The sequence below is a fragment of the Nocardia nova genome, assembly GCF_002933465.1.
GTDB classification, from domain to species: Bacteria; Actinomycetota; Actinomycetes; order Mycobacteriales; family Mycobacteriaceae; genus Nocardia; species Nocardia nova_B.
In genome coordinates this window covers 115,872-138,325 of record NZ_PSZE01000012.1, presented here as the reverse complement: position 1 = coordinate 138,325, position 22,454 = coordinate 115,872, and the positions used below count along the sequence as shown (strand labels likewise).

General features: G+C 67.9%; 26 protein-coding genes and 2 pseudogenes. 15 read left to right on the top strand and 13 right to left on the bottom strand.

The genetic code is table 11. The features are described 5' to 3' along the window. The first annotated feature begins 18 nt into the window (after positions 1–18). Positions 19–450 carry a hypothetical protein gene (locus C5E41_RS33335; protein ID WP_146097582.1) on the top strand — a complete coding sequence of 144 codons (432 nt, stop codon included), beginning with the start codon at positions 19–21 and terminating at the stop codon, positions 448–450. Here C5E41_RS33335 and C5E41_RS16965 read toward each other — a convergent pair. Then, a complete protein-coding gene (locus tag C5E41_RS16965) occupies positions 349–819 on the bottom strand; it encodes a hypothetical protein (RefSeq protein ID WP_258081027.1) in 471 nt (156 codons plus the stop codon). The genes C5E41_RS33335 and C5E41_RS16965 overlap by 102 nt on opposite strands. Before the next feature lie 89 nt (positions 820–908). Continuing rightward, positions 909–1,604 carry a MerR family transcriptional regulator gene (locus C5E41_RS16960; protein ID WP_104376790.1) on the bottom strand — a complete coding sequence of 232 codons (696 nt, stop codon included), beginning with the start codon at positions 1,602–1,604 and terminating at the stop codon, positions 909–911. A 112-nt stretch (positions 1,605–1,716) separates the two neighbouring features. Here C5E41_RS16960 and C5E41_RS35130 point away from each other — a divergent pair. From C5E41_RS35130 to C5E41_RS16950, 3 genes and pseudogenes are all read left to right on the top strand, one after another. After that, positions 1,717–2,070: pseudogene (locus C5E41_RS35130) on the top strand (erythromycin esterase family protein); the annotation flags it as partial. Continuing rightward, positions 1,988–2,923, top strand: coding sequence for an erythromycin esterase family protein (locus C5E41_RS35125; protein WP_308706071.1), 936 nt, complete (start codon positions 1,988–1,990; stop codon positions 2,921–2,923). The pseudogene C5E41_RS35130 and the gene C5E41_RS35125, both read left to right, overlap by 83 nt. Positions 2,924–3,276: 353 nt before the next feature. After that, positions 3,277–3,921 carry an LppP/LprE family lipoprotein gene (locus C5E41_RS16950; RefSeq protein WP_104376789.1) on the top strand — a complete coding sequence of 215 codons (645 nt, stop codon included), beginning with the start codon at positions 3,277–3,279 and terminating at the stop codon, positions 3,919–3,921. A 372-nt stretch (positions 3,922–4,293) separates the two neighbouring features. Here the strand turns inward: C5E41_RS16950 and C5E41_RS16945 are convergent, their stop codons facing one another. The 3 genes from C5E41_RS16945 to C5E41_RS16935 form a co-directional block, all read right to left on the bottom strand. Continuing rightward, positions 4,294–5,829 carry an aldehyde dehydrogenase family protein gene (locus C5E41_RS16945; protein WP_104376788.1) on the bottom strand — a complete coding sequence of 512 codons (1,536 nt, stop codon included), beginning with the start codon at positions 5,827–5,829 and terminating at the stop codon, positions 4,294–4,296. A 190-nt stretch (positions 5,830–6,019) separates the two neighbouring features. Next, entirely contained in the window at positions 6,020–6,601 is a 582-nt protein-coding gene (locus C5E41_RS16940; RefSeq protein WP_104376787.1) for a carboxymuconolactone decarboxylase family protein, read from the bottom strand. Then, positions 6,601–6,912, bottom strand: a complete 312-nt coding sequence (locus C5E41_RS16935) for a hypothetical protein (protein ID WP_258081026.1) — start codon at positions 6,910–6,912, stop codon at positions 6,601–6,603. Before C5E41_RS16935 ends, C5E41_RS16940 begins: the two co-directional genes overlap by 1 nt. Before the next feature lie 288 nt (positions 6,913–7,200). Here C5E41_RS16935 and C5E41_RS16930 point away from each other — a divergent pair, with 288 nt between their 5' ends. After that, complete coding sequence (locus tag C5E41_RS16930; RefSeq protein WP_104376786.1) at positions 7,201–8,739, top strand: acyl-CoA synthetase; 1,539 nt, start codon at positions 7,201–7,203, stop codon at positions 8,737–8,739. 29 nt (positions 8,740–8,768) lie between these two features. Here C5E41_RS16930 and C5E41_RS16925 read toward each other — a convergent pair whose 3' ends face one another. Next, on the bottom strand, positions 8,769–9,167 hold the full coding sequence (locus C5E41_RS16925) for a hypothetical protein (protein WP_104376785.1): 399 nt from the start codon (positions 9,165–9,167) through the stop codon (positions 8,769–8,771). Between the two features lie 275 nt (positions 9,168–9,442). Between C5E41_RS16925 and C5E41_RS16920 the strand changes: the two genes are divergently transcribed. The 3 genes from C5E41_RS16920 (at position 9,443) to C5E41_RS16910 (ending at position 11,581) form a co-directional block, all read left to right on the top strand. Next, positions 9,443–9,991, top strand: coding sequence for a hypothetical protein (locus C5E41_RS16920; RefSeq protein ID WP_104376832.1), 549 nt, complete (start codon positions 9,443–9,445; stop codon positions 9,989–9,991). A gap of 58 nt (positions 9,992–10,049) precedes the next feature. Next, entirely contained in the window at positions 10,050–10,943 is an 894-nt protein-coding gene (locus C5E41_RS16915; RefSeq protein WP_104376784.1) for an IS982 family transposase, read from the top strand. A gap of 101 nt (positions 10,944–11,044) precedes the next feature. Next, positions 11,045–11,581, top strand: a complete 537-nt coding sequence (locus C5E41_RS16910) for a hypothetical protein (protein ID WP_104376783.1) — start codon at positions 11,045–11,047, stop codon at positions 11,579–11,581. Positions 11,582–11,591: 10 nt separating this feature from the next. Here the strand turns inward: C5E41_RS16910 and C5E41_RS16905 are convergent, their stop codons facing one another. Together C5E41_RS16905 and C5E41_RS16900 are read right to left on the bottom strand one after the other, a co-directional pair. After that, positions 11,592–13,028, bottom strand: coding sequence for a glyceraldehyde-3-phosphate dehydrogenase (locus C5E41_RS16905; protein ID WP_439956442.1), 1,437 nt, complete (start codon positions 13,026–13,028; stop codon positions 11,592–11,594). A gap of 189 nt (positions 13,029–13,217) precedes the next feature. Then, the gene (locus C5E41_RS16900; RefSeq protein ID WP_146097581.1) at positions 13,218–13,664 is read right to left on the bottom strand and encodes a GAF domain-containing protein; all 447 of its coding nucleotides are present in this window, start codon (positions 13,662–13,664) and stop codon (positions 13,218–13,220) included. A gap of 352 nt (positions 13,665–14,016) precedes the next feature. On the opposite strand from C5E41_RS16900, the gene C5E41_RS16895 reads away from it, so the two are divergent. Continuing rightward, entirely contained in the window at positions 14,017–14,265 is a 249-nt protein-coding gene (locus tag C5E41_RS16895; protein WP_104376780.1) for a hypothetical protein, read from the top strand. Positions 14,266–14,339: 74 nt separating this feature from the next. Here C5E41_RS16895 and C5E41_RS16890 read toward each other — a convergent pair whose 3' ends face one another. Further along, the gene (locus C5E41_RS16890) at positions 14,340–14,828 is read right to left on the bottom strand and encodes a GAF domain-containing protein (RefSeq protein ID WP_104376779.1); all 489 of its coding nucleotides are present in this window, start codon (positions 14,826–14,828) and stop codon (positions 14,340–14,342) included. Between the two features lie 69 nt (positions 14,829–14,897). Between C5E41_RS16890 and C5E41_RS16885 the strand changes: the two are divergent. Then, positions 14,898–15,026: pseudogene (locus tag C5E41_RS16885) on the top strand (steroid delta-isomerase); the annotation flags it as partial. A gap of 10 nt (positions 15,027–15,036) precedes the next feature. Here C5E41_RS16885 and C5E41_RS16880 read toward each other — a convergent pair. Next, positions 15,037–16,029 carry an LLM class F420-dependent oxidoreductase gene (locus C5E41_RS16880; RefSeq protein WP_104376778.1) on the bottom strand — a complete coding sequence of 331 codons (993 nt, stop codon included), beginning with the start codon at positions 16,027–16,029 and terminating at the stop codon, positions 15,037–15,039. Positions 16,030–16,366: 337 nt separating this feature from the next. Continuing rightward, entirely contained in the window at positions 16,367–16,705 is a 339-nt protein-coding gene (locus C5E41_RS16875; RefSeq protein WP_104376777.1) for an alpha/beta fold hydrolase, read from the bottom strand. Positions 16,706–16,767: 62 nt separating this feature from the next. Here C5E41_RS16875 and C5E41_RS16870 point away from each other — a divergent pair, with 62 nt between their 5' ends. After that, the gene (locus C5E41_RS16870) at positions 16,768–17,760 is read left to right on the top strand and encodes an RNA polymerase subunit sigma-70 (RefSeq protein ID WP_219823178.1); all 993 of its coding nucleotides are present in this window, start codon (positions 16,768–16,770) and stop codon (positions 17,758–17,760) included. A gap of 39 nt (positions 17,761–17,799) precedes the next feature. Continuing rightward, on the top strand, positions 17,800–18,396 hold the full coding sequence (locus C5E41_RS16865) for a maleylpyruvate isomerase family mycothiol-dependent enzyme (protein ID WP_104376776.1): 597 nt from the start codon (positions 17,800–17,802) through the stop codon (positions 18,394–18,396). A 24-nt stretch (positions 18,397–18,420) separates the two neighbouring features. Here C5E41_RS16865 and C5E41_RS16860 read toward each other — a convergent pair whose 3' ends face one another. Continuing rightward, a complete protein-coding gene (locus C5E41_RS16860) occupies positions 18,421–19,224 on the bottom strand; it encodes a DUF5995 family protein (RefSeq protein ID WP_258081025.1) in 804 nt (267 codons plus the stop codon). Positions 19,225–20,063: 839 nt separating this feature from the next. Beyond that, positions 20,064–20,693, bottom strand: a complete 630-nt coding sequence (gene mftR, locus C5E41_RS16850) for a mycofactocin system transcriptional regulator (RefSeq protein ID WP_104376773.1) — start codon at positions 20,691–20,693, stop codon at positions 20,064–20,066. A 68-nt stretch (positions 20,694–20,761) separates the two neighbouring features. Between mftR and mftA the strand changes: the two genes are divergently transcribed. Genes mftA through mftC form a run of 3 tightly spaced genes read left to right on the top strand, consistent with a single transcriptional unit; the run spans position 20,762 to position 22,345 of the window. Next, positions 20,762–20,872: a mycofactocin precursor MftA gene (gene mftA / locus C5E41_RS16845; RefSeq protein ID WP_104376772.1), complete on the top strand. Its 111-nt coding sequence runs from the start codon at positions 20,762–20,764 to the stop codon at positions 20,870–20,872. After that, entirely contained in the window at positions 20,862–21,167 is a 306-nt protein-coding gene (gene mftB / locus C5E41_RS16840; protein WP_258081024.1) for a mycofactocin biosynthesis chaperone MftB, read from the top strand. The genes mftA and mftB overlap by 11 nt, the downstream gene beginning before the upstream one ends. Next, positions 21,164–22,345 (top strand): mycofactocin radical SAM maturase, encoded by a 1,182-nt coding sequence (gene mftC, locus C5E41_RS16835; protein ID WP_104376770.1) that lies wholly within the window; start codon positions 21,164–21,166, stop codon positions 22,343–22,345. Before mftB ends, mftC begins: the two co-directional genes overlap by 4 nt. Positions 22,346–22,454 lie beyond the last annotated feature (109 nt).

The following is a 22,454-nucleotide window of genomic DNA, read 5'->3' as shown; positions in this document are numbered from 1 at the left end:
ACTCGAGGATGGACCGACATGACCTTCCTTGCCCTCGGATATCTGCGCAGAGATGTCTCGCGACGGCACCAGCACTGGGACGAGTCCCAAATCCGCTGGCTGGCAGGGCGTCTGGGCTACAACCTGTGCAAGACCGTGGCATTGAGCAACCGCACCACCGATCCGATCCAGCAGTTGATCGACGCGGTGGTGCGACTCGATGCCGAGGCCGTGGTCGTTCCGAGCCTCGACCACTTCGCCGACCGGGTGATCCCCGCCGACCTCCTCGCCATCACCGACGTCGTCACAGTGACTCCCGAACACACCTATGCGGGCGACATTGCGCCACCGGGGTTTTCGTCGGCGGGGTCAGCTGCCGGTGATCTGCTCGTAGTAGAAGAAGTGGTGGCCCTTCGCATCACAGGAGAAGCTGCCATGGAAGCCGACCGCGCACGTCGACCCGGCGTGTGAGACCGCGGGTCCGGCCGTCGGTCCGGACCCCGCGCTCTGGCCGTAGGTCGAGATGTCCGGATTGCCGCCGGGCAGGGTATGCGGAGTACCGGCATCGAACCCCGGATGCGCGGGCGCCCACGGCACGTCGATGACGACCTCGCGGACCGGGAAGGGCACCGGCACCGAGACATTGCCGCCGAGCTGGATGGACATCCACGTCGGACTGGCGAGGTCGCATCCCACGCTGCCGTCGTCGGCGATCGAGCAGTTCAAACTCCCCGCGGAGAAATACACAGGCCCGGAAGTGTCGGCGCCGGCCACGCCGCCGAACGCCAGTGGCGCCGCCGCACCGGCCATCGCCAACGTACGCACGATCCATCGTTTCACGCTGCCTCCTTGGGTGTGATCATCTACCTGACGTACCCATCGCCTTACCGCCACAACCCATTACGGCGCCGCGCGAGTCTCCGGACCGGCTATCGGATCCGATCCACCTGCGTCAGGTACTCGTCGAGCCGGGCGGCGCCGGTCACGAGATGTCGGCTGCGGGCGATCAGGCGGTCCTGCCACGCATCGAGAAAGGTACTCAGCGCCTGCGCGCCGCCCGCCTCGCGTAACGACTCCAGAAACTGCGCGACCTGCGGCAGCAGGTAGCCGCCGCGACGCAGTTGCCGGGCGATGTCGGCGTCGCGCACACAGTCCGGGCCGTACCGGCGATAGCCCGTCACCCGATCGCGTGCCGGGCGCAGGATGCCGTGAGTTTCCCAGGTACGCAAGGTGGCCGGGTGCACCCCGAGCCGGCGCGCGAGCTCGCCGACGGTCAGGGGCGGGCCGGGAACCGGTGTGGGGGCGGCGGACAGGCCGCTCAACGCCGTAGCGACTTCGGTGCGAGTGCCGCGTTCGGTCAGCAGGGCGACATGTGCGGCGTCGATGAGCCGGTAGGCCGATTCGAGGTCGCCGCGATGGATCGCGCGCATGATCTCCGCGGCCTGCCGATGTCCGTGCCCGGCGCGAAGGGCGAGGAATGCGCGCAGCGCCAGCGCGTGCAGCGCGGTGTAGCGGCGATACCCGGTCTCGGTGCGCTCGGCCGGCGGCAGGATGCCCGCCTCGTCGTAATTGCGGATCGCCTGGGCGGACAAATTGTGTTCGCGGGCGAGGTCGACGGGTCGCAGGATGTGCCTCCGTTTGAGACTTCTACGGGTTCTTACCAGGTCGTTTCGGCAGAAGTTTCACTCGGACCTTCAACGATAGCGTCGAAGGTATTCGCTGCCGGAAGGGGTATCCATGTCCACTGCCACCACACTGCGCGCCATCGGCCGCCCACTCGACGATCGGGTGAGCCTGGGCCACACCCTCGACGAACTGCTCGCCGCATGCCCCGAACCCCCGGCCCTGCTCGGCCTCGGCGAGCCGACACACGGAATCGCGGCATTTCCGTTGCTGCGCAACGACATTCTGGCCCACCTCGTGCAGCGAGGATTCCGGTCGATCGCGCTGGAGATCGACCTCTTCGCCGCCACCCGCGTCGACGACTACGTCCGCGGCGCCACCGCGGATATCGACGAGGTCCTCGCCACCGGGTTCAGCCACGGCTTCGGCGCCGTACCGGGCAATCGCGAACTCGTCGAATGGCTGCGCGCCTACAACACCGGCCGGCCGCCGGAGGATCGCGTGCACTGCTACGGCTTCGACGCCCCGGTGGAGATCTCCGCGGCACCGAGTCCGCGACACGCTGGCCGCGGTCGCCGACTCTCTGCCCGCGGCGCTGCGGCCGCCGTCGGCAGCCGACCTCGACGCCCTGGCCGGCGCGGATGCCGACTGGACGAACGAAGCGGCCATGTTCGACCCGGCCGCTTCCATCGGCAATTCCGACCGGGCCCGCGCCCTGCGCATCGTCGCCGACGACCTCGCCAGTGCCCTGCACCGCGCGGGTCCGGGCCTGCGGCCGGCCGATCCGACCGGCTACGACCGGGCGGCCGACCATGCGCGCACCGCACAGGGCCTGTTGCGTTATCACGCGGCAATGGCGACCCCGGCCGCCGATCACCTCGGCGACCTGCTGAGCCTGCGCGCCGAGATGATGGCCGAGAATCTGCTGGCGATCGTCGAGCGGGAGCGGCACCGCGGGCCGAGCCTCGTCTTCGCGCACAACGCCCACCTCCAGCGCGCGCATTCCCCCGGCGAGGACGCGCCCGGCTGGGGCGGAGCCGGAGCCCTCGTCGCCCTCTCCCTCGAAGCCCGCTACGCGGTCGTGACGACCGACGGCGCCCCCGTCGCCGATCCGGCCACCCTCCAGGGCGTGCTGGCAGAGGCCACGACGCGCCGAACCCTCTTCCCCACAAGCGAATTGCGCGACCGCCTGCCCCCCGCGATCGCCACGGGCGAGCCGATCGTCCTCGGCCACATCCCGCTGCGCCGCGCAGATCTCGACACCGCCGACGCGACCGTCTTCATCACCGACACCGACGGGAAGCAGGTCCGCTACTGGTAGCGGAGCCGTCGGGGTTCGATCGGGCGGCACCGACCCGATATTCGCTGAGCAGAATCCGAACCGCGGACCACCCCGGTCCGGGACCGATACCATCGAGCGAATGTTGTCGCCGTACTCGTCGCGCGGGACGGAGGGGCCTGCCATGACATCGCCACCGGGGACGACCGTCGGTTCCGGTGAAACCGCCACTGCCCTTTCCGGTTCCGCCGCGTTTCCCCGGTGACGCGTGTGTAGAAACGCTACGCAGGTGCCGGGCCGCCCGGCAGGTTCCCAGTTGCTCGACCCGAGAACTGGGGTCAGCGTTCGCTCGGAAAACGAAGGGACTCATCGGGTCCATCCGCCACACTCGACATATGACCGTCACCGCGCAACGCTCCGCCGCCCCTCGCACCCCGCGCCGGCAACTCCGGCGGGCCTGTCTGCCGGTGGTTGTGGGCGTGGCTCTCGCCGCACTGGCCGGCTGTGGAAATGGACCCGAAACCGCTTCCGCCACTCCGAGTTCGGCTACCTCTGCGGCGCTATCGCCGACCCAGGTCGTCCACCCCACGCAGGAAACCGTTTCCGTCACGACTTCCGGTTCGGCGGACTGCGCGACCGACCTCTCGGCGCCGGAGGTTCGCCGGGCCGTCACCACCCTGCCGCCCTACGACGCCGGTGGCGGTCTCACCTGGGCGTGGAACGACAACCCGCCCGCACTGCGCGGCACCTACAACCGGTGTTCGACATTGTCGGTCGTGGTGGTGACGATTCAGGGCGCCACCGCGAGCTCACCGGAGCACGCACTGCTGTTCCACAAGGGCGACTACGTCGGCACCGCCACCCCGAAAGCCCAGGCGTTCACGACGATCGACACCGGAGCCGACACCGACGACACCGTCGTACTGACCTACAAGACGCCCGGTAGCTGCAACGCCTGTCCCGACGGGAGTTCGACGACGGTGTCGTTCCACTGGAACGGCTCGGGCGTGGACATGCGGGGGCGTCCGCCGATCAACTGACCGCCGGGGTATGTGCCGGACGAAAACTGTTTCACCAGAACAATTTTCATGAACACATCGCACGATCGTAGGGAATGTGCCGCAGCTGCTCCGGTGGCACGTGGACGACGAATCCCACCGATTCGTACAGGTGCACGGCGTCGGCCAGGCGCCCGCTGCTCGCCAGGAACAGCGAAGTCGCGCCGCATCAGCGAGCGTGGTCGATGGCGGCGTTCAGCAGCAGACAGCCGATGCCCCGGACCCTGGCAACGAATGGCCGGAACCGTCACCGGCACAACCATTTACACCGCGCATCGCACCGGTGACGGGCGAGCGCTGGTCCACAATCTGCTCGCCGTGTTGCCCGGCCGGGCCAGGGCGTGAGCGCGACCGTCAGGACAGCAGTGTGCGCATGATCTTGTTGCCGAACCCATAGCGGATGAGACCGTCGAGGTTGCGAATGGTCTTCTCCGAGTAGGGGTACCAGATGCTTTCCCGCTTGGACTGCCAGCGGTCGATCAGGACCGGCTGGGCATGGGTGAAGCCGCGCAGCGCGCCCAGGCCGTTGACCTGGCCGACGCCGCTGTCCTTGCGCCCGCCGAAGGGCGCCTCGGGCACACCGTAGATGACGGCCGCGTCGTTGTGCACCACGGAACCGGTGGTGAGCTGGGCCGCGATGCGCCGGGCCTTGGCGGCGTCCTTGGTGAACACCGAGCCGCTCAGCCCGTATCTGCAGTCGTTGGCCAGCCGGATGGCCTCGTCCTCGTCACGGACCCGCATGATCGTGGTGACCGGACCGAACGTCTCCTCGGTCATCAACTCCATGTCGTGGTGCGCGCCGACGACGACGGTGGGCTGGAAGTACAGGCCCTCGCCGGCGTCGGCCGCGCCGCCCACCACGATGTCGGCGCCCTTGGCCTTCGCGTCGTCGATGTGCCGGATGACGATGTCACGCTGGCGATCCCAGAACAGCGGGCCCATATCGGTGTCGCCAGGACCGTAGGTGACCGCCGCCGCCTTCTCGGTGACCAGCCGGATGAATTCGTCCGCGACGCTGTCGACCACGTAGATGCGTTCCACGCTCATGCAGACCTGACCGGTGTTGAACATCGACAGATACACCGCGCCGGCGGCGGCGCGCTCGAGATCGGCGTCCGCGCAGACGATCATGGCGTCCTTGCCGCCCAGCTCCAGAGTGCACGGCAGCAACCGGGTCGCGCAGGCGGCCGCGATCTTGCGGCCGGTGCCGACGCTACCGGTGAAGCAGACCTTGTCGATATCCGAATCGACCAGCGCCGCACCGGTTTCGCTGTCGCCGTGCAGCACCTGCACGACATCCTCCGGCACCCCGGCCTCGTGCAGCACCCGCGCCACCCACTCCCCCGAACACGGCGTCACCTCGGACGGTTTGAACACCACGGTGTTGCCCGCGACCAGCGCCTGCACCACCGGATTGAGCGATAGCACGAACGGCGCGTTCCACGGCGTCACGACGCCGACCACGCCGAGCGGCTGATACTGCATGTACAGCTTCTTCATCGGTTTCAGATAACCGTGCAGCCGCTGCCGGTGCGAGCGCAGATCACGCGGGGCGCGCGCGGTCCAGTAGTTGAGGAAGTCGCAGGCGGGCACGATTTCGACGCCGAGCGCCTCGGCCTCCGGCTTACCGGTCTCGGTGCGGATGGTCTCGGCGATCTCCGCGCGCCGGGCGACGATCACGCCGATGGCGGCCCGCACGATCTCGGCACGCCCGGCGACGCTGCGGGCCGCCCACTCCGGCTGGGCGGCACGGGCGCGCGCGACCGCGCTCCGCACCTCGGCGGTGGTGTCCACCTCGAGTTCGCCGATGCGCCGGCGATCCACCGGACTGTCCAACGCCAGCGTGCGCCGGTTACCCTCGGTCGTCGGCAGTGGGTGGACGATGGCCATGGTCTTCCCCTCGGTCGGAGCTGGCGTTCCCGTGCGATTTCGGTTGTGAGACAAGGCTTGTCGCAACCGAACCGACCGCACGGCGGACATCCCTGGTGAACTGGTAGACAACTTACCAAAACTGTCTACCCATTGCGAGAACTTGTTCTAGATTTCCGCCGAACGGACACCGCCGGACCGCTCCCGCTACCTACCGGTAGCCGCGCTTCAGCAGGTATTTCGCGCCCGCGTCGAAGCCGTCCGGACCCAGGACGTCGAATCCGAAGGCGTCGGCGAGCCGGTTGGTCGTGTTGAAGGCGGCGCAGACGGCCAGGGCGTCCTCGACCTGTTGTGGCGATACGCCGGCGGACAGGACCTTTCGGACGTCGTCGGCAGCGACCTCCCCGTCGCGAGTCAGCGTGCCCAGGAGCAGCAGCGTCTCGCGCAGGCCCGCGTCGATCGAGGCGGATTCCGGATCGTCGAGGACCGCGCGGACTTTCGCCTCGTCGGCATACGCTCGCCTCGCGGTCGCGCTGTGGGCACCGACGCAGAACGCGGAGTCGTTGACCTTCGACACGTACGCCGCCATCAGTTCCCGGTCGGCGACCGACCACTCGGAGGGTCCGCGCATTGCCGCGTGGGTGAACGCCTTCGCTCGCGCGCCGTAGAAATCCGGTCGATAGAACACCAGCTTCGCGGCATCGGGCAGCGGCTGGCCGGAGAACACTCGGATGGCCTTGAACAGAAGTGTGGTTCCGGGCCGATAGCCGTGGTTCAGGATATCCGGCCGCATCAGCCACGCTCCCCGGTCGCTTCGGCCAGCGCCGCGAGTCCGGCGTCGTACTGTCGGGCAGACTGTCCGACCGCGGCAGCGATCACCAGTTCGACGAGTTCGTCCTCGCCGAATCCCGATGCCCGAGCCGCCGCGAAGTCGGCATCGGTCACCTCGGTCGGGTGGGTCGCGACCTTGTCGACGAGTTCACGCAGCGGGGGCGGTCCGGCGTTTCCGAAGGCTTGTGCCCGCTGTTCTCGTGGGGTGCTGCCCTCGCCGTCGCGAATCCGCTCCACCAGAGCCCGGAATATCGCGCCCTTGTCCTGTGCCATCCCGCCTCCTCACAACCGGTTCCCGTGCGATGGACGCGAGCCGTGACGGGCAGGCGCCACGGACACGAATGTACGCCCCGGCAGCCGGTTCCGATGCTCGACCGCTCATCACCGCCCGCGTGGGACTCACAGGGTCGCCGACGCGTCCACCGCCCCGCGCGCCCGACGAGCCCGTGCAGATCCTGGTCCTGCCGGAGCAACGACGATGCGCAGCGGACGAAGTGCGGCGATGCATCGGCCGCGCGAATTCCTCACCAAACTAGTTGGACGCCCTATAATCTGCGGCCTATGAGTCTCGACCCCCGCACGCACACCATCGACGGCGTGCTGCACCGTTCGGCGGCAAAGGTCCCCGGCCGCATCGCGCTGACATTCGAAGGCCGGGCCTACACCTACCAGGCACTCGATGCCGCGGTCACCCGGGCGGCGGCCCATCTGCTCGACCTCGGCCTGGCCGCGGGCGATCGGGTCGCCGCCTACGGCACCAATTCGGACGCGTACGTCATCGGTTTCCTGGCCTGCGCTCGGGCGGGCCTGGTGCACGTACCGGTGAACTATGCCCTGAAGGGTGGGGAGCTGAGCTACCTGGTCTCCCAGTCGGGCGCGCGGGCCGTGCTGGCCGACCCCGCGCTGATCGGCACGCTCGATCAGGCGCGGGGCGAACTCACCGCGGTCGAGTACGTCATACCCTTGCGCGATGCCGACGGATCGCTGCGGGAGGTCGCCGACGCCGCGGGCGAGGTCTCGGACTTCTCGTCCCGGGCGTCCGCCACCGACCTCGCCCAACTGCTCTACACCTCGGGCACGACGTCGAAACCCAAGGGCGCCATCATGACTCACGAGGCGCTCGTCTTCGAGTACGTCTCGTCGGTGATCGCGCTGGACCTGCATGCGGACGACAATCCGCTCGTCGCCATGCCGCTCTACCACTCGGCGGCCATGCACGTGTTCATGCTGCCCTACCTGTCGGTCGGCGCGACCGTGCACCTCATGGCCACCCCGGATATCCCGGAGATTCTGCGCCGGGTCGAACAGGACCGGATCGGTTCGCTGTTCCTCGCCCCGACCGTCTGGGTGCCCCTGTCGAACCACCCCGACCTCGACCGCCGCGACCTCTCCGCGCTGCGCAAGGCACAGTACGGCGCCTCGATCATGCCGGTAACCGTGCTGAACCGGCTGCGGGAACGCTATCGGGACCTGGGCTTCTACAACTGCTTCGGACAATCGGAGATCGGGCCGCTGGCCACGGTGCTGCGCCCGGAGGAACATGCCGAGCGGCCGTCGTCGTGCGGGCGGCCGGTGTTCTTCGTGGAAACCCGTGTGGTCGACACCGACGGCAACGACGTCGGCCCCGGCGAGCCGGGCGAGGTCCTCTATCGCTCACCACAGCTGTGCCGGGGGTACTGGGACAATCCCGAGGCGACCGCCGCGGCGTTCCGCGATGGATGGTTCCACTCCGGCGACCTGGTGACGCGGGATGCCGACGGCTACATCACCGTCGTCGACCGGATCAAGGACGTCATCAACACCGGCGGCATCCTCGTCGCCTCTCGCGAGGTCGAAGACGCCCTCTACACTCATCCCGCCGTCGCCGAGGTCGCGGTCATCGGCACCCCGGACGAGAAGTGGATCGAGGCCGTCACCGCTGTCGTGGTCCTGCACGAGGGCCGCGAGACGACGGCTGATGCGCTGATCGCGCACGTCAAGGAGCTGATCGCACCGTTCAAGGTGCCCAAGAACATCCGCTTCGTCGAGTCGCTGCCCCGCAACCAGAGCGGAAAACTACTCAAACGTGAACTGCGCGAACCACTGACGGCGGCAGAGTGACCGGACCCGGCGGTCACCACGGCGCTCGCTCACCACGGGCCGATGACGTGCTCGAACAGGGCGAGCGCGAACGCGCCCACCGCCGCCAGCCCGAACCCCGCCGCGAAGGTGAGCGCCAGCGAGCGCCCGAGCCGCCGGCCGTGCGCGCGCACGATCATCAACCCCGCCGCACCACCGAGCACGGCCAGCAGCATGCCGCCGCCCATCACGAGATAGAACACCGCGGCCAGCGCGGCGTTCACCGCCTCGCGAAGTCCTTCGGCGTACTCACCGAACGGAATCGGGAACCGATAGACGCTCGCCACCCCCGCCGCGGCCACCGGTGCGGTGAGCACAGCCGCCAGCGCACCCCACAGCACACCCACCCACTGGACCACCCCGGTCACGCCGCGCGGCTCCCCCGCCGGACCGCCGTCCCCGAACCCCATCACCTGACCTCGCGTTCCACCTGTCGCCGGGCACTCACGCACGCGCCGGGCCCGAATGCCGTGCTCTGCCAGAGCAAACCAGACGAACGCGCCGCACCGCCAGGTGGGTCGGTCACCGATGTCCTAGACGAGTTATTCCTAATGCTGGCGGTGTGCCTTGTACGCACTCATGGTCATCGTGCGCTTCGAGAGGGTCATCCGCCGTCCTGTCCTGGTCTACTGAGTTGAGGAAGTTTGCGGCAGTCCGGTCCTGTGCGACCGCTAGCATCCACGACATGATCAGCGATTCAATAGCCGACCTGCGTCTTCCGGGTTCACCGACGATCGAGCACATCGACTTCGAGGCGCTCTATGGATACCGCTTCGCAGACGGCGAGGGGTTTCCCGCTTCCTATAGTGCGTTCGTTCGCCATGCGGGGTGGGGACGCGCCTTCGGGTTGTGGCTGGTTTACCCGCCAGTCCGTTCGGGATGCGCCGACGGCTTGCACGGTCGGGGCACCCAGCTCACGAAGCGATTTCGCGCGAGCTATCGAGACGGAGAGACCGAAGCGTTCGACTGGATGGTGGAACCGGACGGCCACTGGTCCCTGGCTGCCACCCTGGAGGTCTTCGCGTGGAGCGAGAACGGCGATGCCTTGTTGTGGAACACCGCGTCACGCAACACGGACGGGGAGTTCCCCATCTGGGAGTCGCGCGCTCTCGACTCCCTGCACTACCTCGGCGCAGACCTCCGTCAGGCACTACCGCTGGTGCGTGAGCGATCCGTCAGCATTTTCGGGCCCCGCCCGTTTGATGTGGAACCGCTTCCCGCCACTCACCTCTGAACGGGCTTCTGCTGAGGCCCGCGTCCGGGAGCGCAGGCACGGCATCCAAGATCGTTCTGTGACAAGCGATCTGGACACCCTGCTCACCGCACTGTACGTGAGGATTGACGACGAGATCGGAGATCCCCGATGGCTGGGCCGCCCGCCACAGTTGACGGACTCCGAGCTCGTCTGCCTCGCCGTGGCACAGGCGATGCTGGGCTTCGCGTCGGAGTCGAGGTGGCTGCGATTCGTCCGCTCCCGCCAGGGCGCGATGTTCCCCTACATACCGAAGCAGCCAGGGTGGAACAAGCGGCTGAGGGCCGCGCTGCCGCTGATCAAACGGGTGATCCGGATCATGGCAACGGACACCGACTTCTGGTTCGACAACCACTGGATCATCGACTCCACCCCGGTCGAGTGCGGACGCTCACGGCCCACGGTGAAACGGTCGGACATGGCCGGCTGGGCCAGCTACGGGTACTGCGCCTCCCACTCCCGGTTCTTCTGGGGCTTGCGGCTGTATCTGGTGTGCACCCCCACCGGGATGCCGATTCTGTGGGCTCTGGCGAACCCGAAGCTGGACGAGCGTGAGGTACTGACGGCCATGCTCGACCGCGAACCGGAGGCGGTCACCGACCGGCCCGGCCTGCTGCTGATCGCAGACAAGGGCTTCGCCTCCAAGGAGTTCGAGGCCGATCTGGCCTTACGCGGCGCAGCGCTGCTGCGGCCAGCATTCAAGCGGGAGAAACACCGCAAAGGCGAGTCCCCACTGAAGTCGGTGCGACAACTGATCGAGTCGGTGAACGACACCCTCAAAGGCCAGCTTGACCTGGAACAGCACGGCGGCCGGACCTTCGAGGGCGTCGCCGTTCGCGTCGCTCAGCGCGTCCTCGCGCTGGCTGCGGCGATCTGGCACAACCACAAGACCGGACAACCGGTCACACGATCCCTGATCGCCTACGACCACTGATCAACATCGGAATGACTCATCTAGGGTTGTTCGCGGCGGCCCACCCGCCCCACCCGTGCCCGCCCCGAGGCCTCGCACCAGACGATCAGAACGGGAGACTCATGGACGGCAGCCGCGACGCACTACTTCACGGCCCCCTGTTCTCCCGGCGCGATCCGCTGGACCGCAACAATGCCGCCAGCCGGATCAGCGCCTACGTCTACGGCAACATCCTCGTCCTCGCCGCGCTGATCCCGGTGACCACCACCGCGGAGCACGTCGGAATCCTCGTGGTCGTCGGCACCGCGCTGTCCACCTTCGTCGCGCACACCTTCGCCGAGGGCGTCGGCCAGGGCGTGCGGGAGAACCGCCCGCTCACGCCGCAGCAGCGGTGGGAGGAACTGCGCGATTCGATGCCGATTCTCAGCTCCGCGGTGCTGCCGTCGATCATCCTGGCATGCGCCGCCGTCGACTGGCTCGCACCCCACACCGCACAGATCGTCGCCGAGGTGGCGATGCTCGTCCGCATCGGCGGCATCGTCTTCGTCATCGAACGGCTCAAAGGCGCCAGACCCGGCCGCTCGACCGTCCTCTCGGCACTCCTGCTGACCGCCGTCGCGACGACGGTGGTCGTCGTCAAGGTCGTCCTCACCCACTGAACGGGCGCGGCTACCCCGCCTCGACCGCGACGAGTGCGCGCACATCGGCGGCATCCTGCGACCGATCCGCGAACTGCGGGTAGGTGGGGTACTCGATACCCGAGATGTACTGCACCGTCCGGACCACCTGGGACGAATAACCGAATTCGTTGTCGTACCAGCAGTACAGGATCGCGGTGTCGCCATCGACGATGGTGGCGTTGGCATCGATGATCGAGGCCGCGCGGGAGCCGATGAAATCGCTGGAGACCACGTCGGATGCGGCGATGTAGTCGAGATTGCGGCTCAGCGGGCCGGCGAGCGACACCTGCCGCAGGTACGCGAGCACCTCGGACTTCGTCGTCTCCCGCTCGAGTTGCAGGTTCAGGATGGCGACGGACACATCCGGGGTGGGGACACGAATCGAGTTACCGGTGATCTTGGCCTTGAAGTCCGGCATCGCCTTGGCGACGGCGGAGGCGGCGCCGGTTTCGGTCAGAACCAGATTGAACGGCGCGGAGCGGCCGCGGCGGTCGGCCTTGTGATAGTTGTCCAGCAGATTCTGATCGTTGGTGAACGAGTGCACGGTTTCCACGTGGCCGCGGGTGATGCCGAATTCGTCGTCCATGGCCTTGAGCGGCGGCACGATCGCGTTGGTGGTGCAGGAGGCGCACGAGAAGATCCGCTGCGTCAGATCCAGATCGCGGTGGTTGACGCCGTGCACGATATTCGGGACGTCGCCCTTACCGGGCGCGGTGAGGACCACCTTCGCGATGCCGGGGCGCAGATGCTGCGACAGCCCGTCGCGATCGCGCCACTTACCGGTGTTGTCGATCAGGATCGCGTCGTCGATTCCGTATTCGGTGTAGTCGATCGTCGTCGGATCGTCGCTGTAGATGAACTTGATGACGTTTCCGTTGGCGATGATCGTGTCGTTGTCGGCGTCGACCTTGATGGTGCCGTTGAAGTGCCCGTGCACCGAATCCCGGCGCAGCAGCGACGCGCGCTTGGCCAGATCACCGTCGCCGCCGCGGCGAACCACCACCGCACGCAGGTTCAGCCCATTGCCGGAGCCGACCTTCTCGATGAGCAGACGGGTGACCAGCCGGCCGATCCGGCCGAAGCCGTACAGCACGACATCGCGCGGACCCGGCGCCTGCGCCTTGTTGCCGCCGATCACCTCGGCCAGAACCACCTCGGTGAACTCACGAACCGAGAGCCCGCGATCATCGGCGCGATAGGCCACGACCAGCTGACCGAGATCGATCTTGCACGGGCCGAGATCCAGTTCCTCCAGGACGCGCAGGAACGGGAGCGTCTCGTCCACCGACAGCTCGTCGCCCTCGATCTGGCGGGCGAACCGGTGTGTCCGCAGAATGCTGATCACCGACCGGTTCACCAGCGACCGGCTGTGCAGCAGGACCGTCACACCCTTCGCCCGATACAACGTGCCGATGATCGGGATCATCGCCTCCGCGGCGGCTTCCTGGGCGTTCCAGCGGTCAAGTTGTTCGGTAGTCAACGCAGGTCCTCGGTTTCCTCGACGGGTACGCCACGTCGATGCTAATGAGGGCCCGGAAATCACCGACGGCGGCTCCCCGGCGGTGAGGTGTTCGAGTGACGGCGACCACACCGCCCGCGTCGGGACGTAGCGGCGTCAGTCCCGCCGCAGCCGCGGTGGATTGCGGCGCCGGATCTGCAACAGGTCGGTGGCACAACGGCACACCGGGTGCAGTGCGTCGGCGAGTTCTTCGGTGAGCACGTTCGCGGCGGGGGTGTAGATGCTCAGCACTCCGACCACCGCACCGTCGTCGTCGGACAGCGGCTGGCACTGCACCGCCCGCACTCCCCACAACCTCAGTTCCGCGCCGCACCCCGGCCAGCGCGAACTGCCGGCGAGATCGGTGATCACGATCGGCACGCCGGTCGCCGCAACGTCTCTGGCAGGGCTGTCGGGGTGGAGCAGCTGAGCCTCCTCGACCATGCGCGCGCGTTGCGTCGTCGCCGCGACGATCTCGAGCACCGTTCCGCCGTGCGCGGTCACCCCGGCCATCGGTGAGCCGGGCAGGGCACGCAACAATGCGGCGACTCCGGCCGCCGACACAGGCGACGCACCGGTGCGACCGGGTGGGTCACTGTGCATAACGGACCTCGATCCGACGCGATGAGTCAACTTCACCGCCGGCATACCGCCCCGGCCAAAGCGGGGCCGAGCTATGACGACCAGTCTTCGAGTGCCCCGCTGCCCGCCGCGGCAAACCTCGTCCCGGCAAGCCTGCCGCCGCGTAGGACGAATGTCCTTCCGGTACAAGCCGTTTGCCTCATTGCGCCCCGGGCGGGGCCGCCGTTTTCGCGGCGCGTCGTTGGGGTACCACTCGACAATCCGCACTCGACAATCCGCACTCGGAACGAACCTCGTCACCGCCGAGGGCCCATCACCACAGGAGGTGTGCTGTATGGACGATCTCCAGCGCAGAGTGTTGACCGCGTTGACATCTGCGCGGCGCGGGCTGAAGACCGCGGACGCACGCCTGCTGGAACGTCGAATCGTGGGTCTGCGGGCAGAAGTCGACGCCGCCGGCTATCCCCGCCCCCAGCATCCACGCCTGAAGGCATCGTGTGCGGAGGCGCTGGCGGCGGCCAGGTGGACGTTGGGCCGGCCGAACCCCCAGGCTTTCCGGTCGGCGATGCAGGCGGCCTCGTAGCCGACCGGCTACGCCGACCCCCCAACGCGCCCTCGATTCGGTTGCGGCACTGCGACTTCGAGCCGGACGTCGGCTCAGTTCCTCCCCTGCGCGACCGAGGCGAGATAGATCGACGCGATCTCCTCCAGGCCCCGCTGATCGACCGGACCGAATCGGTCGAGTTCGGGACTGTCCAGATCGAAGACGCCGAGCAGCGTGCCCTCGGACACCAGCGGCACCACCAATTCGGATCTGCTCAGCGGATCGCAGGCGATATGGTCGGGCACCGCGTGTACATCGGCGACGCGTTGCGTCCGGCGAGTCCGCGCCGCCGCACCGCAGACACCGCGATCCAGCCCGATCCGCACACATGCCGGGCGGCCCTGGAAGGGGCCGACCACCAGCTCTCTCCCGTCGTAGAAATAGAATCCCACCCAGTTCAGGTCGGGAAGACCGTGATAGACGAGCGCGGACAGATTGGCGGCGTTGGCGATCCGGTCGTGTTCCCCCGCCAGGAGCCCCCGGGCCGATGCCGCGAGTTCTCGGTAGCGTTCGTCGTCCGCGTGGTCGTCGGCGGCGCTCATGCGGCACCTGCGCGCATGCGGTGGTTCATGACTATCCCTTTCCTGGTGGTGGCGGCTTCGGATGTCCCGCGGGTGGTCACCGAAACCGGCTCCCGCACAACGACGATCGAACCGATCGATGTGATGACCTTCGACGAGGACGCGCGGATCACCGGTATGCGAGCGTTCTGGTCACCGGAGGACGCGCGCGGCGACTGAGGGCATCGGTTCATCGCAGCGCGGGAATCACCGCACGCTCGAACAACTCCACACCGGAGAGGTCGTATGCCGATTCGGGGAAGTTGTGGATCGCGTACGACAAGCCCAGATCGCGGACCCGGGACAGGTTTTCGACGATCTGTTCCGGTGTGCCGACCGCAGGGGAATCAGCGCAGAGCTTGGTGACCCAGTCCTGCGCGGCGTCGGACCCGAGCGCGGGAGCGAGCCGCGAGGCGAGTGCGTCCAGCCGTTCGCGCACCTCGGCCTCGGTGGCGCCGATCACGGTGTTGAAGTTGGAGCTGCGGGTGATCGAATCGAAATCGGTTCCGACGGAGGCGCAGTGCGCGCGCAGCAGCTCGGATTTGTGGGTGAAGGTCTCGGGATCGCCCGCGAAGTTGGTGTACTGCGCGTATTTCGCGGCGATGCGCAGCGTGACCTTCTCACCGCCACCCGCGATCCAGATCGGAATGCCGCCCCGCTGGAGCGGCAACGGATACACCCGGGCACCGTCGACCCGGTAGTACTTGCCGTCGAGGGTGGCGGTGCCGGTGGTCCACGCCTGACGGAAGATCTGCACACCCTCGTCCAGCCGGCCCAAACGCTCACCCGCGGAAGGGAATCCGTAACCGTAGGCGCGCCACTCGTGCTCGTACCAGCCGCCGCCGATACCCATCTCCACCCGTCCGCCCGATACGAGATCCACGGTCGCGGCCACCTTGGCGAGGTAGGCCGGGTTCCGGTAGCTGATCGCCGTGCACATCTGCCCCAGCCGGATGCGCGACGTGGTGGCGGCGAATGCCGACATGAGCGTCCACGCCTCGTGTGTCGCTTCCTCGGTGGGAACCGGCACGGTGTGGAAGTGGTCGTAGACCCACAGCGATTCCCAGACTTCCGCGGCGTCGGCCCGCTGCGCCAGCTCCCGCATCACACCCCACTGCGCCCCCGGTTCGATGCCGACCAGATCCAGCCGCCAGCCCTGCGGAATGAAGATGCCGAAACGCACGCCGCGCCTCCTCGTCGAGTGAACAGATCCGGCGGCCACTTTTCCGATCGATGCGCTCGCGGGCAAGAGTTCGGCGCTCGGCGCGCCGAACTGCCCGCGCAGACCCGGCGAAGCCGGAATCGGTTCACCGGGTCCGCAGAGCCTCGATCAGAGCAAAACGCCGATCAGGCCGGTGAGGATCGATCCGAGACCCGAGGCCAAAGCTCCGACAACCGCGATGATTCCGCTTATCACAGCGTTCCTTTCTCCGAGCGTTTCCGTTGGCAAACCACGATGTATTCGATGTCGAGGTGTATGTCGGATTGGTCCGCCTCCGCCGGCACCGGCCGGGTGAACGTCACGGTCGCTCGCCGGCGCGCGCCACGCGTGTGAGCCACTCGGCCAGCAGGGCTCGCAGTAGTTCCGGCTGCTCGTGCGGAAGGGCGTGTCCGGCCTCGTCGATCACGGCGAGCGTCGCGTGCGGACAGCGCGCGAACAGCGTGTCGGGCGCGGTGGTATATCCCGTTCCGGGCAGGTCGGGGTAGATCCGCCGTAATCCGGCGATATCGCCGAGTGATCGCTCGAAGCACGCCTCGGCCTCGCGGTGATCGACACCGGCACCGTGCAGCACCACGACCGGCCGGCCCGTGCCGTGCTCCACGTAGTGGAAATCGACCTCACCCGCGCGCAGTTTCATGACGGCAAGTTACCGGAGCGGTCCCGCTGTCGCCAGCGAGACGCAGGTGCGAGCATGGGGCGGTGAGTGTGTCCGCGAGTGAACCGCTGTCGGAGGCCGATGCCCTCGAGGCGCTGCGGATTCCGCTGACCGGCTACTGCTACCGTCTGCTCGGTTCGTCGGCCGATGCCGACGATGCGGTGCAGGAGACGCTGATCCGCGCCTACACCCGATTCGACAGCTTCGACCCCGGGCGCGGCCGACTGTCGACCTGGGTCCATGCCATCGCCACCAACATCTGCCTGGACATGCTGCGCTCGGCGCGGCGCCGGATGCTGGTATGGGAAGGCCCGGTCTCGACCGGATTCGATCCGGATGCGGTGGTGCCCGCCGACCGATGGCTCGATCCGATCGCGGACGCGCGGGTGCTCGACCCGGCCGACCGCGTGGTTCGCCGCGAGTCCGTGCGGCTGGCCTTCGTCGCGGCATTGCAACATCTGCCGCCACGCCAGCGGGCGGTGCTGGTCCTGCGCGAGGTGCTGGCGTTCAGCGCCGCCGAAACCGCGACCATGCTGGAGGTCACCCCGGCCGCGGTCAACAGCGCCCTGCAACGAGCGCGCGCCACCCTGACCGCGGTTCGCCAGTCCCCCACGGATCCGCTCGATCCCGACGATCCGGGCGACCGCGAATTGGTCCGGCGCTACGTCGCGGCCTTCGAAAACCACGATGTCGACACCCTCGCCGCGCTGCTGTGCGAGGACGCCGAATCCGGTATGCCGCCGCTCGCGTGGCGACTGAGCGGGCGCGACCTCGTCGTCTCGGTCTTCGCGGCGGGCGAGGCGTGCGTCGACGATCGGCTGATACCGGTCCGGATGAACGGTTCGGTCGGATTCGGTCAGTACCGCCCCGACACCGACGGTGTGCTGCGCCCCTTCGCTCTGCTCGCGATCGAGGCGCGGTCGGGCCTGATAGCGCGGCAGGTGACATACCTGGGTAGCGGCGACCGGTTCGCCGAATTCGGCCTCCCGCCGGCTTTCCACGCTCCCACCGATGAATTCTCGCCGTCGGGCTCGTAACAGAGGTGACCACTGCCCTACGACCGAAACGACGGGTTCATGACCTCGACCGACACCGACTTCCTGCGCGAGCACACTGTGGCCGAGCGCCGACGCCTCGCGGAGCTGCTCACCACTCTCACGACGGAGCAGTGGGCCGCGCCCTCGCTGTGTGACGGCTGGCGAGTCCGCGAGGTGCTCGCCCATATGACGATGCCCTACCGGACATCCACCTGGGCGTTCGTGCGCGGCCTGGCCGGCGCGCGCTTCTCGTTCCACCGCTACGCCGACCGGGCCGCGTGCGCCGACACCGCGCGGATGAGCGATGCCGCACTGCTCGCGTCGCTGCGCGACAACGTCGACCACCCGTGGCGTCCGCCGGGCGGTGGGGTGGTGGGCGCGTTGAGCCACGACGTGATCCACGGCCTGGACATCACCGAGCCGCTGGGCCTGCCGCCCGCCCCGCCGGAACGGATCGCCCTCGTGCTCGACCATGCGAGCCCGAAATCGCTGCGCTACTTCGGTGTCGACCTGGCCGGTCGGCAATTGCGGGCGTCCGACGCACCGGTCACACTGGGGTCGGGGACGCCGATCACGATGTGCGCCAAGGACATTCTGCTCATCGTCACCGGCCGCCACCCGCTGCCGGCCGAGTGACGGAGCCGGCCGGGCGCGCCGTGCTCACAGACCGCCGAGGCGTACGAGTACGGCGAAGGCCGCGTCGTCGGCCGACCACAGAGCGTTGATCTCGGCGCGCGTGGCCTCGGCGGTGGCGGGATTCTGCAATGCCAGGCCGTTGGTCCAGACCACCACGTTGTAGCCCAGGTCGGCGACCTCGAGCAGCGGCCCGGTGGCCACGCCCTGGCCGAACAGCCGGTCGAGCCCGTCACCGACGAAGTAGAACCGCCACAGCGGCCCGAGGTCGGCGTTGTAGACCTGCGTAGTCCGTTCGACGATCAGATCGCCGCTGCGGGCGATCGCGTCGACGATGTGGAAGAAGTCCGGCGCGTTCTCGGGTTTGCTGCCGACCGCGGCGGCCGCGTAGGCGAGATCGACCGTCAGGTGCGCGTTATAGCCGGCCATCGCGACCCTGGCGGGCGACTGGTCGCATTGCCCGGCCAGCTGGAAATACCAGGCCCAGTGCGGCTCGGGCGCGCCGCCGGTGAATTGCGCGTGCAGGTTCACCAGGAATCGGCGCAGCAGTTCATAGCTGATCGCGTGGGCGTATTCCGGGTCGGCGAAGGCGCTGGGATCGTGCTGCAGCGGCAGCACCGGCGACTGTTCCACGGCGTCGAGCCCCACATCGAACAGCCCGCGCCAATCATGGTGGGAGGCAAGTATTTCGGTGATCCGATGGTTTCGCGCCACGGCCTCGTCGAGCCGGTCGAGGGTGGGCCCGGCGCCGATGGTCGTGGTATCCGACAGCGCGGCGACGGTCTGCATCTCCCCGGCGGACAGCGGGGTGCCGCACTGCGCCTCGGCCACGGCTCCCGCCTGCGGCGCGGACGCGATCAGGGACGAAAAGCCAAGAACCACAACGATCGACGCGATTCGGAGCATACGATGACCATCCTGTCCGATGACATACGGCGGTGTTGCCGATACGGTACTGCGGTTCCATCCGAGGCGGTGGGCACGACCCTGGCGGTGTCGTCGGTTGCCGCTCACAATCGGCTCTCCCGTCGACGGACGCGCCGGGACGCACATGCGCGCGCATCCCGTCACGTAGAGCCATTCGAAGCCTCGCCGAGGCGGATCTCGGAATCGAAGGACAGCAATGGTGACGATCGGACCGAACGAGGTCGCCGCCGCGTCGACGGCGTCGGGCTCGCGGCGCAGATCCTCGCATCGGTAGCGCTGATACCGCAGGGCCAGCCAACGCGCGCCCGGCGTAGGCGGTCGCCCTCGCTCCACTTGGCGGAGAGCGGGGCTTTACGGGCCGAGGAACAGTCGCTCGTTCGGTAAGCGAGTCTCCGGGAGACGCCCGTCGATCGTGCTGAGAATGAATTCGATCGTGCACCACCGTTTCCGCCGCCAGTCCCGGACGATGTTGTCCACCGCCGCCGCAGCGGTCCGGTAATCGAAGGCGGTTCCGCCCACCCAGATACGCAAGTGCACATCGTTGTGCACGGCGTTCCCTCCCCCGTCGGGCCTCAGCACGGCGCCGGGACGGCCGGGACAGCGCTGCCATCGCGGCGCCGCTGCCGAATCTCTGCGTACATCTTCGTCCCCGAGCGGGTAGTGCCGGCATGACTGCGGTCCAGCATTGCTTCCGCCTCGCCCGTCGGCGACCGTAGAACTACGTACTTCTCTACGCAGTCCACCTACCCGGTGGCCGCCTCGGCGCCGAATCCGGAACCCCAACTCCGCAGCGCGCGGTCGAGGATGTCGGTGAGTTCCTGGTCGGGATGGTCGAGCCAGTGTTCGTATCCGGCGATCGCGACGCCGAGGGCACAGTGCCCCGCGACCTGGGCGAGCAGGTCACCAGTGCCGACACCCAGCCGGGCCGCCACGAACTCGGCGACCACGTTTCGCCACTCCTGATAGCGCAGCGTCGAATGCGCCTGCAGCGCGGGCACTTTCAGGATCAGCTCCATGCGCTTGCGGTGCCAGGGCACCTGAGCCGGGTCGAAGCGGTTGAACTCGACCACCACGCTGCGGACCGCGTCGGCGACCGGCTGTTCGGGTGGACACCGGTCGAACAGATCGCGCATCGCCTGCAGCTGGTCGCTGAAATTGCCCCACACGACGTCGTTCTTCGACTCGAAGTAGCGGAAGAAGGTCCGCTTGCTGACACCGACGGCGGCCGCGATGTCCCCGACCGTCGTGTCGTCGAAGCCGCGCTGTTCGAACAGCTCGAATGCCACCCGCTCCAACTCGTCCGCGCTGGTAGAGGGCCTGCGCCCCGCCCTTGCGCGGGGTGCGACAGATTTTCCCGCCCCCACCTCTTTCATTTTGTCACTCGGTGACATTATGCTGTGCCTCATACCCCATTCCCCCGATCCCACCCCAAGGAGCGGTCATGAACGAACCCATCACCAGCCAGACAGTAGTCCCCGGCGAGGACGCGCTCGTCGAAGACGACCTGCTCGTCGAGGATGTGTCGATCGATGGCATGTGCGGTGTCTACTGACGTCTTCGACCCGGCAGGCTCCTATCGGCTCGCGCCCTCGATCTCGCTGCGGCCCGAGCCGTTCGGAGCGCTGGTCTACGACTTCACAACCCGCCGGCTGTCGTTTCTGAAAACACCCCAGCTGGTAGCGGTGGTGCAGGGCCTGGCCGAGCAACCCTCCGCGGTCGCCGCCTTGGCGGCCGCGGGGGTCGCCGACGCCGAACGCCCCCGCTATCTGAGCGCGCTCGCCGGGCTGCTCGAGGCCGGCACCATCACCGCGCGCCCCGCCGGCCCGGACGAACAGGATCACCGATGAAACTGGTCGAACATTTCAAACACGGTCTCGACGCCCCGATCTGCCTGACCTGGGAGTTGACCTACGCCTGCAACCTGGCCTGTGAGCACTGCCTGTCGTCGTCGGGCCGCCGCGACCCCCGCGAGCTGTCGACCGAAGAATGCAAGGCGTTCATCGACGACCTCGAACGCATGCAGGTCTTCTACGTCAACATCGGCGGCGGCGAACCCACCGTCCGCAGCGACTTCTGGGAACTGCTGGACTATGCGGTCGCCCACCACGTGGGAGTCAAGTTCTCCACCAACGGTATTCGGCTCACCCCCGAACGCGCCCGGCAGCTGGCGGCCACCGACTACGTCGACGTGCAGATCTCCATCGACGGCGCCACCGCGGAGGTCAACGACGCCGTCCGCGGACCCGGATCCTTCGACACCGCGATGCGGGCCATGGGCAACCTCGCCGACGCCGGGTTCGAGAACTTCAAGATCTCGGTCGTGATGACCCGCCACAATGTCGACCAGCTCGACGAATTCAAAGCCATCGCCGACCGGTTCGGCGCCCAGCTGCGCATCACCCGGCTACGGCCTTCCGGACGCGGGGCGGACGTGTGGAACGAGCTGCACCCGACCACCGACCAGCAGTTGCAGATCTACGACTGGCTCGTCGCCCACGGCGAAGGCGTCCTCACCGGCGACTCGTTCTTCCACCTCAACGCGCTGGGCTCCACCCCGATCGCCGGGCTGAACCTGTGCGGCGCCGGGCGGGTGGTCTGCCTGGTCGACCCCGTCGGCGACGTCTATGCCTGCCCGTTCGCCATCCACGACGAATTCCTCGCCGGCAACGTCCGCGACACCGGCGGATTCGACACCGTCTGGCGCACATCCGAACTGTTCGCCCGACTGCGGCAACCGCAAACCGGCGGCGCCTGCACGTCGTGTTCGGCCTACGACACCTGCCAGGGTGGATGCATGGCCGCCAAATTCTTCACCGGACTGCCTTTGGACGGGCCCGACCCGGAATGTGTGAAGGGTAACGCCGAACTCGCCCTGGCCGGCGTCGGCGCGAAACCCCAGCCGGACAAGAACCACTCCCGCAGTGCGCCGGCGCGTCGAACGGTCGCCCTCGGGATACCGACTCGCAGCCGGACCACCGCCCCCGATCGCGCCTGCGACACCAGCCCTCTGGCGGGGCTCACCTGACCTCCGTCACCATCCGACCACTGAAGTCTTGTCGCCGGCCTGCCGGTTACCTACTCCACTGCTGAACACTATCGGTCGCAGGGGTTACGCCAACGGCTCGCGGTACGCA

What these genes read in the sequence shown, in the direction of transcription:
- C5E41_RS33335 (WP_146097582.1), top strand. Translation starts at nt 19, where the DNA reads ATGACCTTCCTTGCCCTCGGATATCTGCGCAGAGATGTCTCGCGACGG.
- C5E41_RS16950 (WP_104376789.1), top strand. Translation starts at nt 3,277, where the DNA reads ATGACCGTCACCGCGCAACGCTCCGCCGCCCCTCGCACCCCGCGCCGG.
- C5E41_RS16945 (WP_104376788.1), bottom strand. Translation starts at nt 5,829, where the DNA reads ATGGCCATCGTCCACCCACTGCCGACGACCGAGGGTAACCGGCGCACG.
- C5E41_RS16940 (WP_104376787.1), bottom strand. Translation starts at nt 6,601, where the DNA reads ATGCGGCCGGATATCCTGAACCACGGCTATCGGCCCGGAACCACACTT.
- C5E41_RS16935 (WP_258081026.1), bottom strand. Translation starts at nt 6,912, where the DNA reads ATGGCACAGGACAAGGGCGCGATATTCCGGGCTCTGGTGGAGCGGATT.
- C5E41_RS16930 (WP_104376786.1), top strand. Translation starts at nt 7,201, where the DNA reads ATGAGTCTCGACCCCCGCACGCACACCATCGACGGCGTGCTGCACCGT.
- C5E41_RS16925 (WP_104376785.1), bottom strand. Translation starts at nt 9,167, where the DNA reads ATGGGGTTCGGGGACGGCGGTCCGGCGGGGGAGCCGCGCGGCGTGACC.
- C5E41_RS16920 (WP_104376832.1), top strand. Translation starts at nt 9,443, where the DNA reads ATGATCAGCGATTCAATAGCCGACCTGCGTCTTCCGGGTTCACCGACG.
- C5E41_RS16910 (WP_104376783.1), top strand. Translation starts at nt 11,045, where the DNA reads ATGGACGGCAGCCGCGACGCACTACTTCACGGCCCCCTGTTCTCCCGG.
- C5E41_RS16905 (WP_439956442.1), bottom strand. Translation starts at nt 13,028, where the DNA reads ATGATCCCGATCATCGGCACGTTGTATCGGGCGAAGGGTGTGACGGTC.
- C5E41_RS16895 (WP_104376780.1), top strand. Translation starts at nt 14,017, where the DNA reads ATGGACGATCTCCAGCGCAGAGTGTTGACCGCGTTGACATCTGCGCGG.
- C5E41_RS16890 (WP_104376779.1), bottom strand. Translation starts at nt 14,828, where the DNA reads ATGAGCGCCGCCGACGACCACGCGGACGACGAACGCTACCGAGAACTC.
- C5E41_RS16875 (WP_104376777.1), bottom strand. Translation starts at nt 16,705, where the DNA reads ATGAAACTGCGCGCGGGTGAGGTCGATTTCCACTACGTGGAGCACGGC.
- C5E41_RS16865 (WP_104376776.1), top strand. Translation starts at nt 17,800, where the DNA reads ATGACCTCGACCGACACCGACTTCCTGCGCGAGCACACTGTGGCCGAG.
- mftR (WP_104376773.1), bottom strand. Translation starts at nt 20,693, where the DNA reads ATGAAAGAGGTGGGGGCGGGAAAATCTGTCGCACCCCGCGCAAGGGCG.
- mftA (WP_104376772.1), top strand. Translation starts at nt 20,762, where the DNA reads ATGAACGAACCCATCACCAGCCAGACAGTAGTCCCCGGCGAGGACGCG.
- mftC (WP_104376770.1), top strand. Translation starts at nt 21,164, where the DNA reads ATGAAACTGGTCGAACATTTCAAACACGGTCTCGACGCCCCGATCTGC.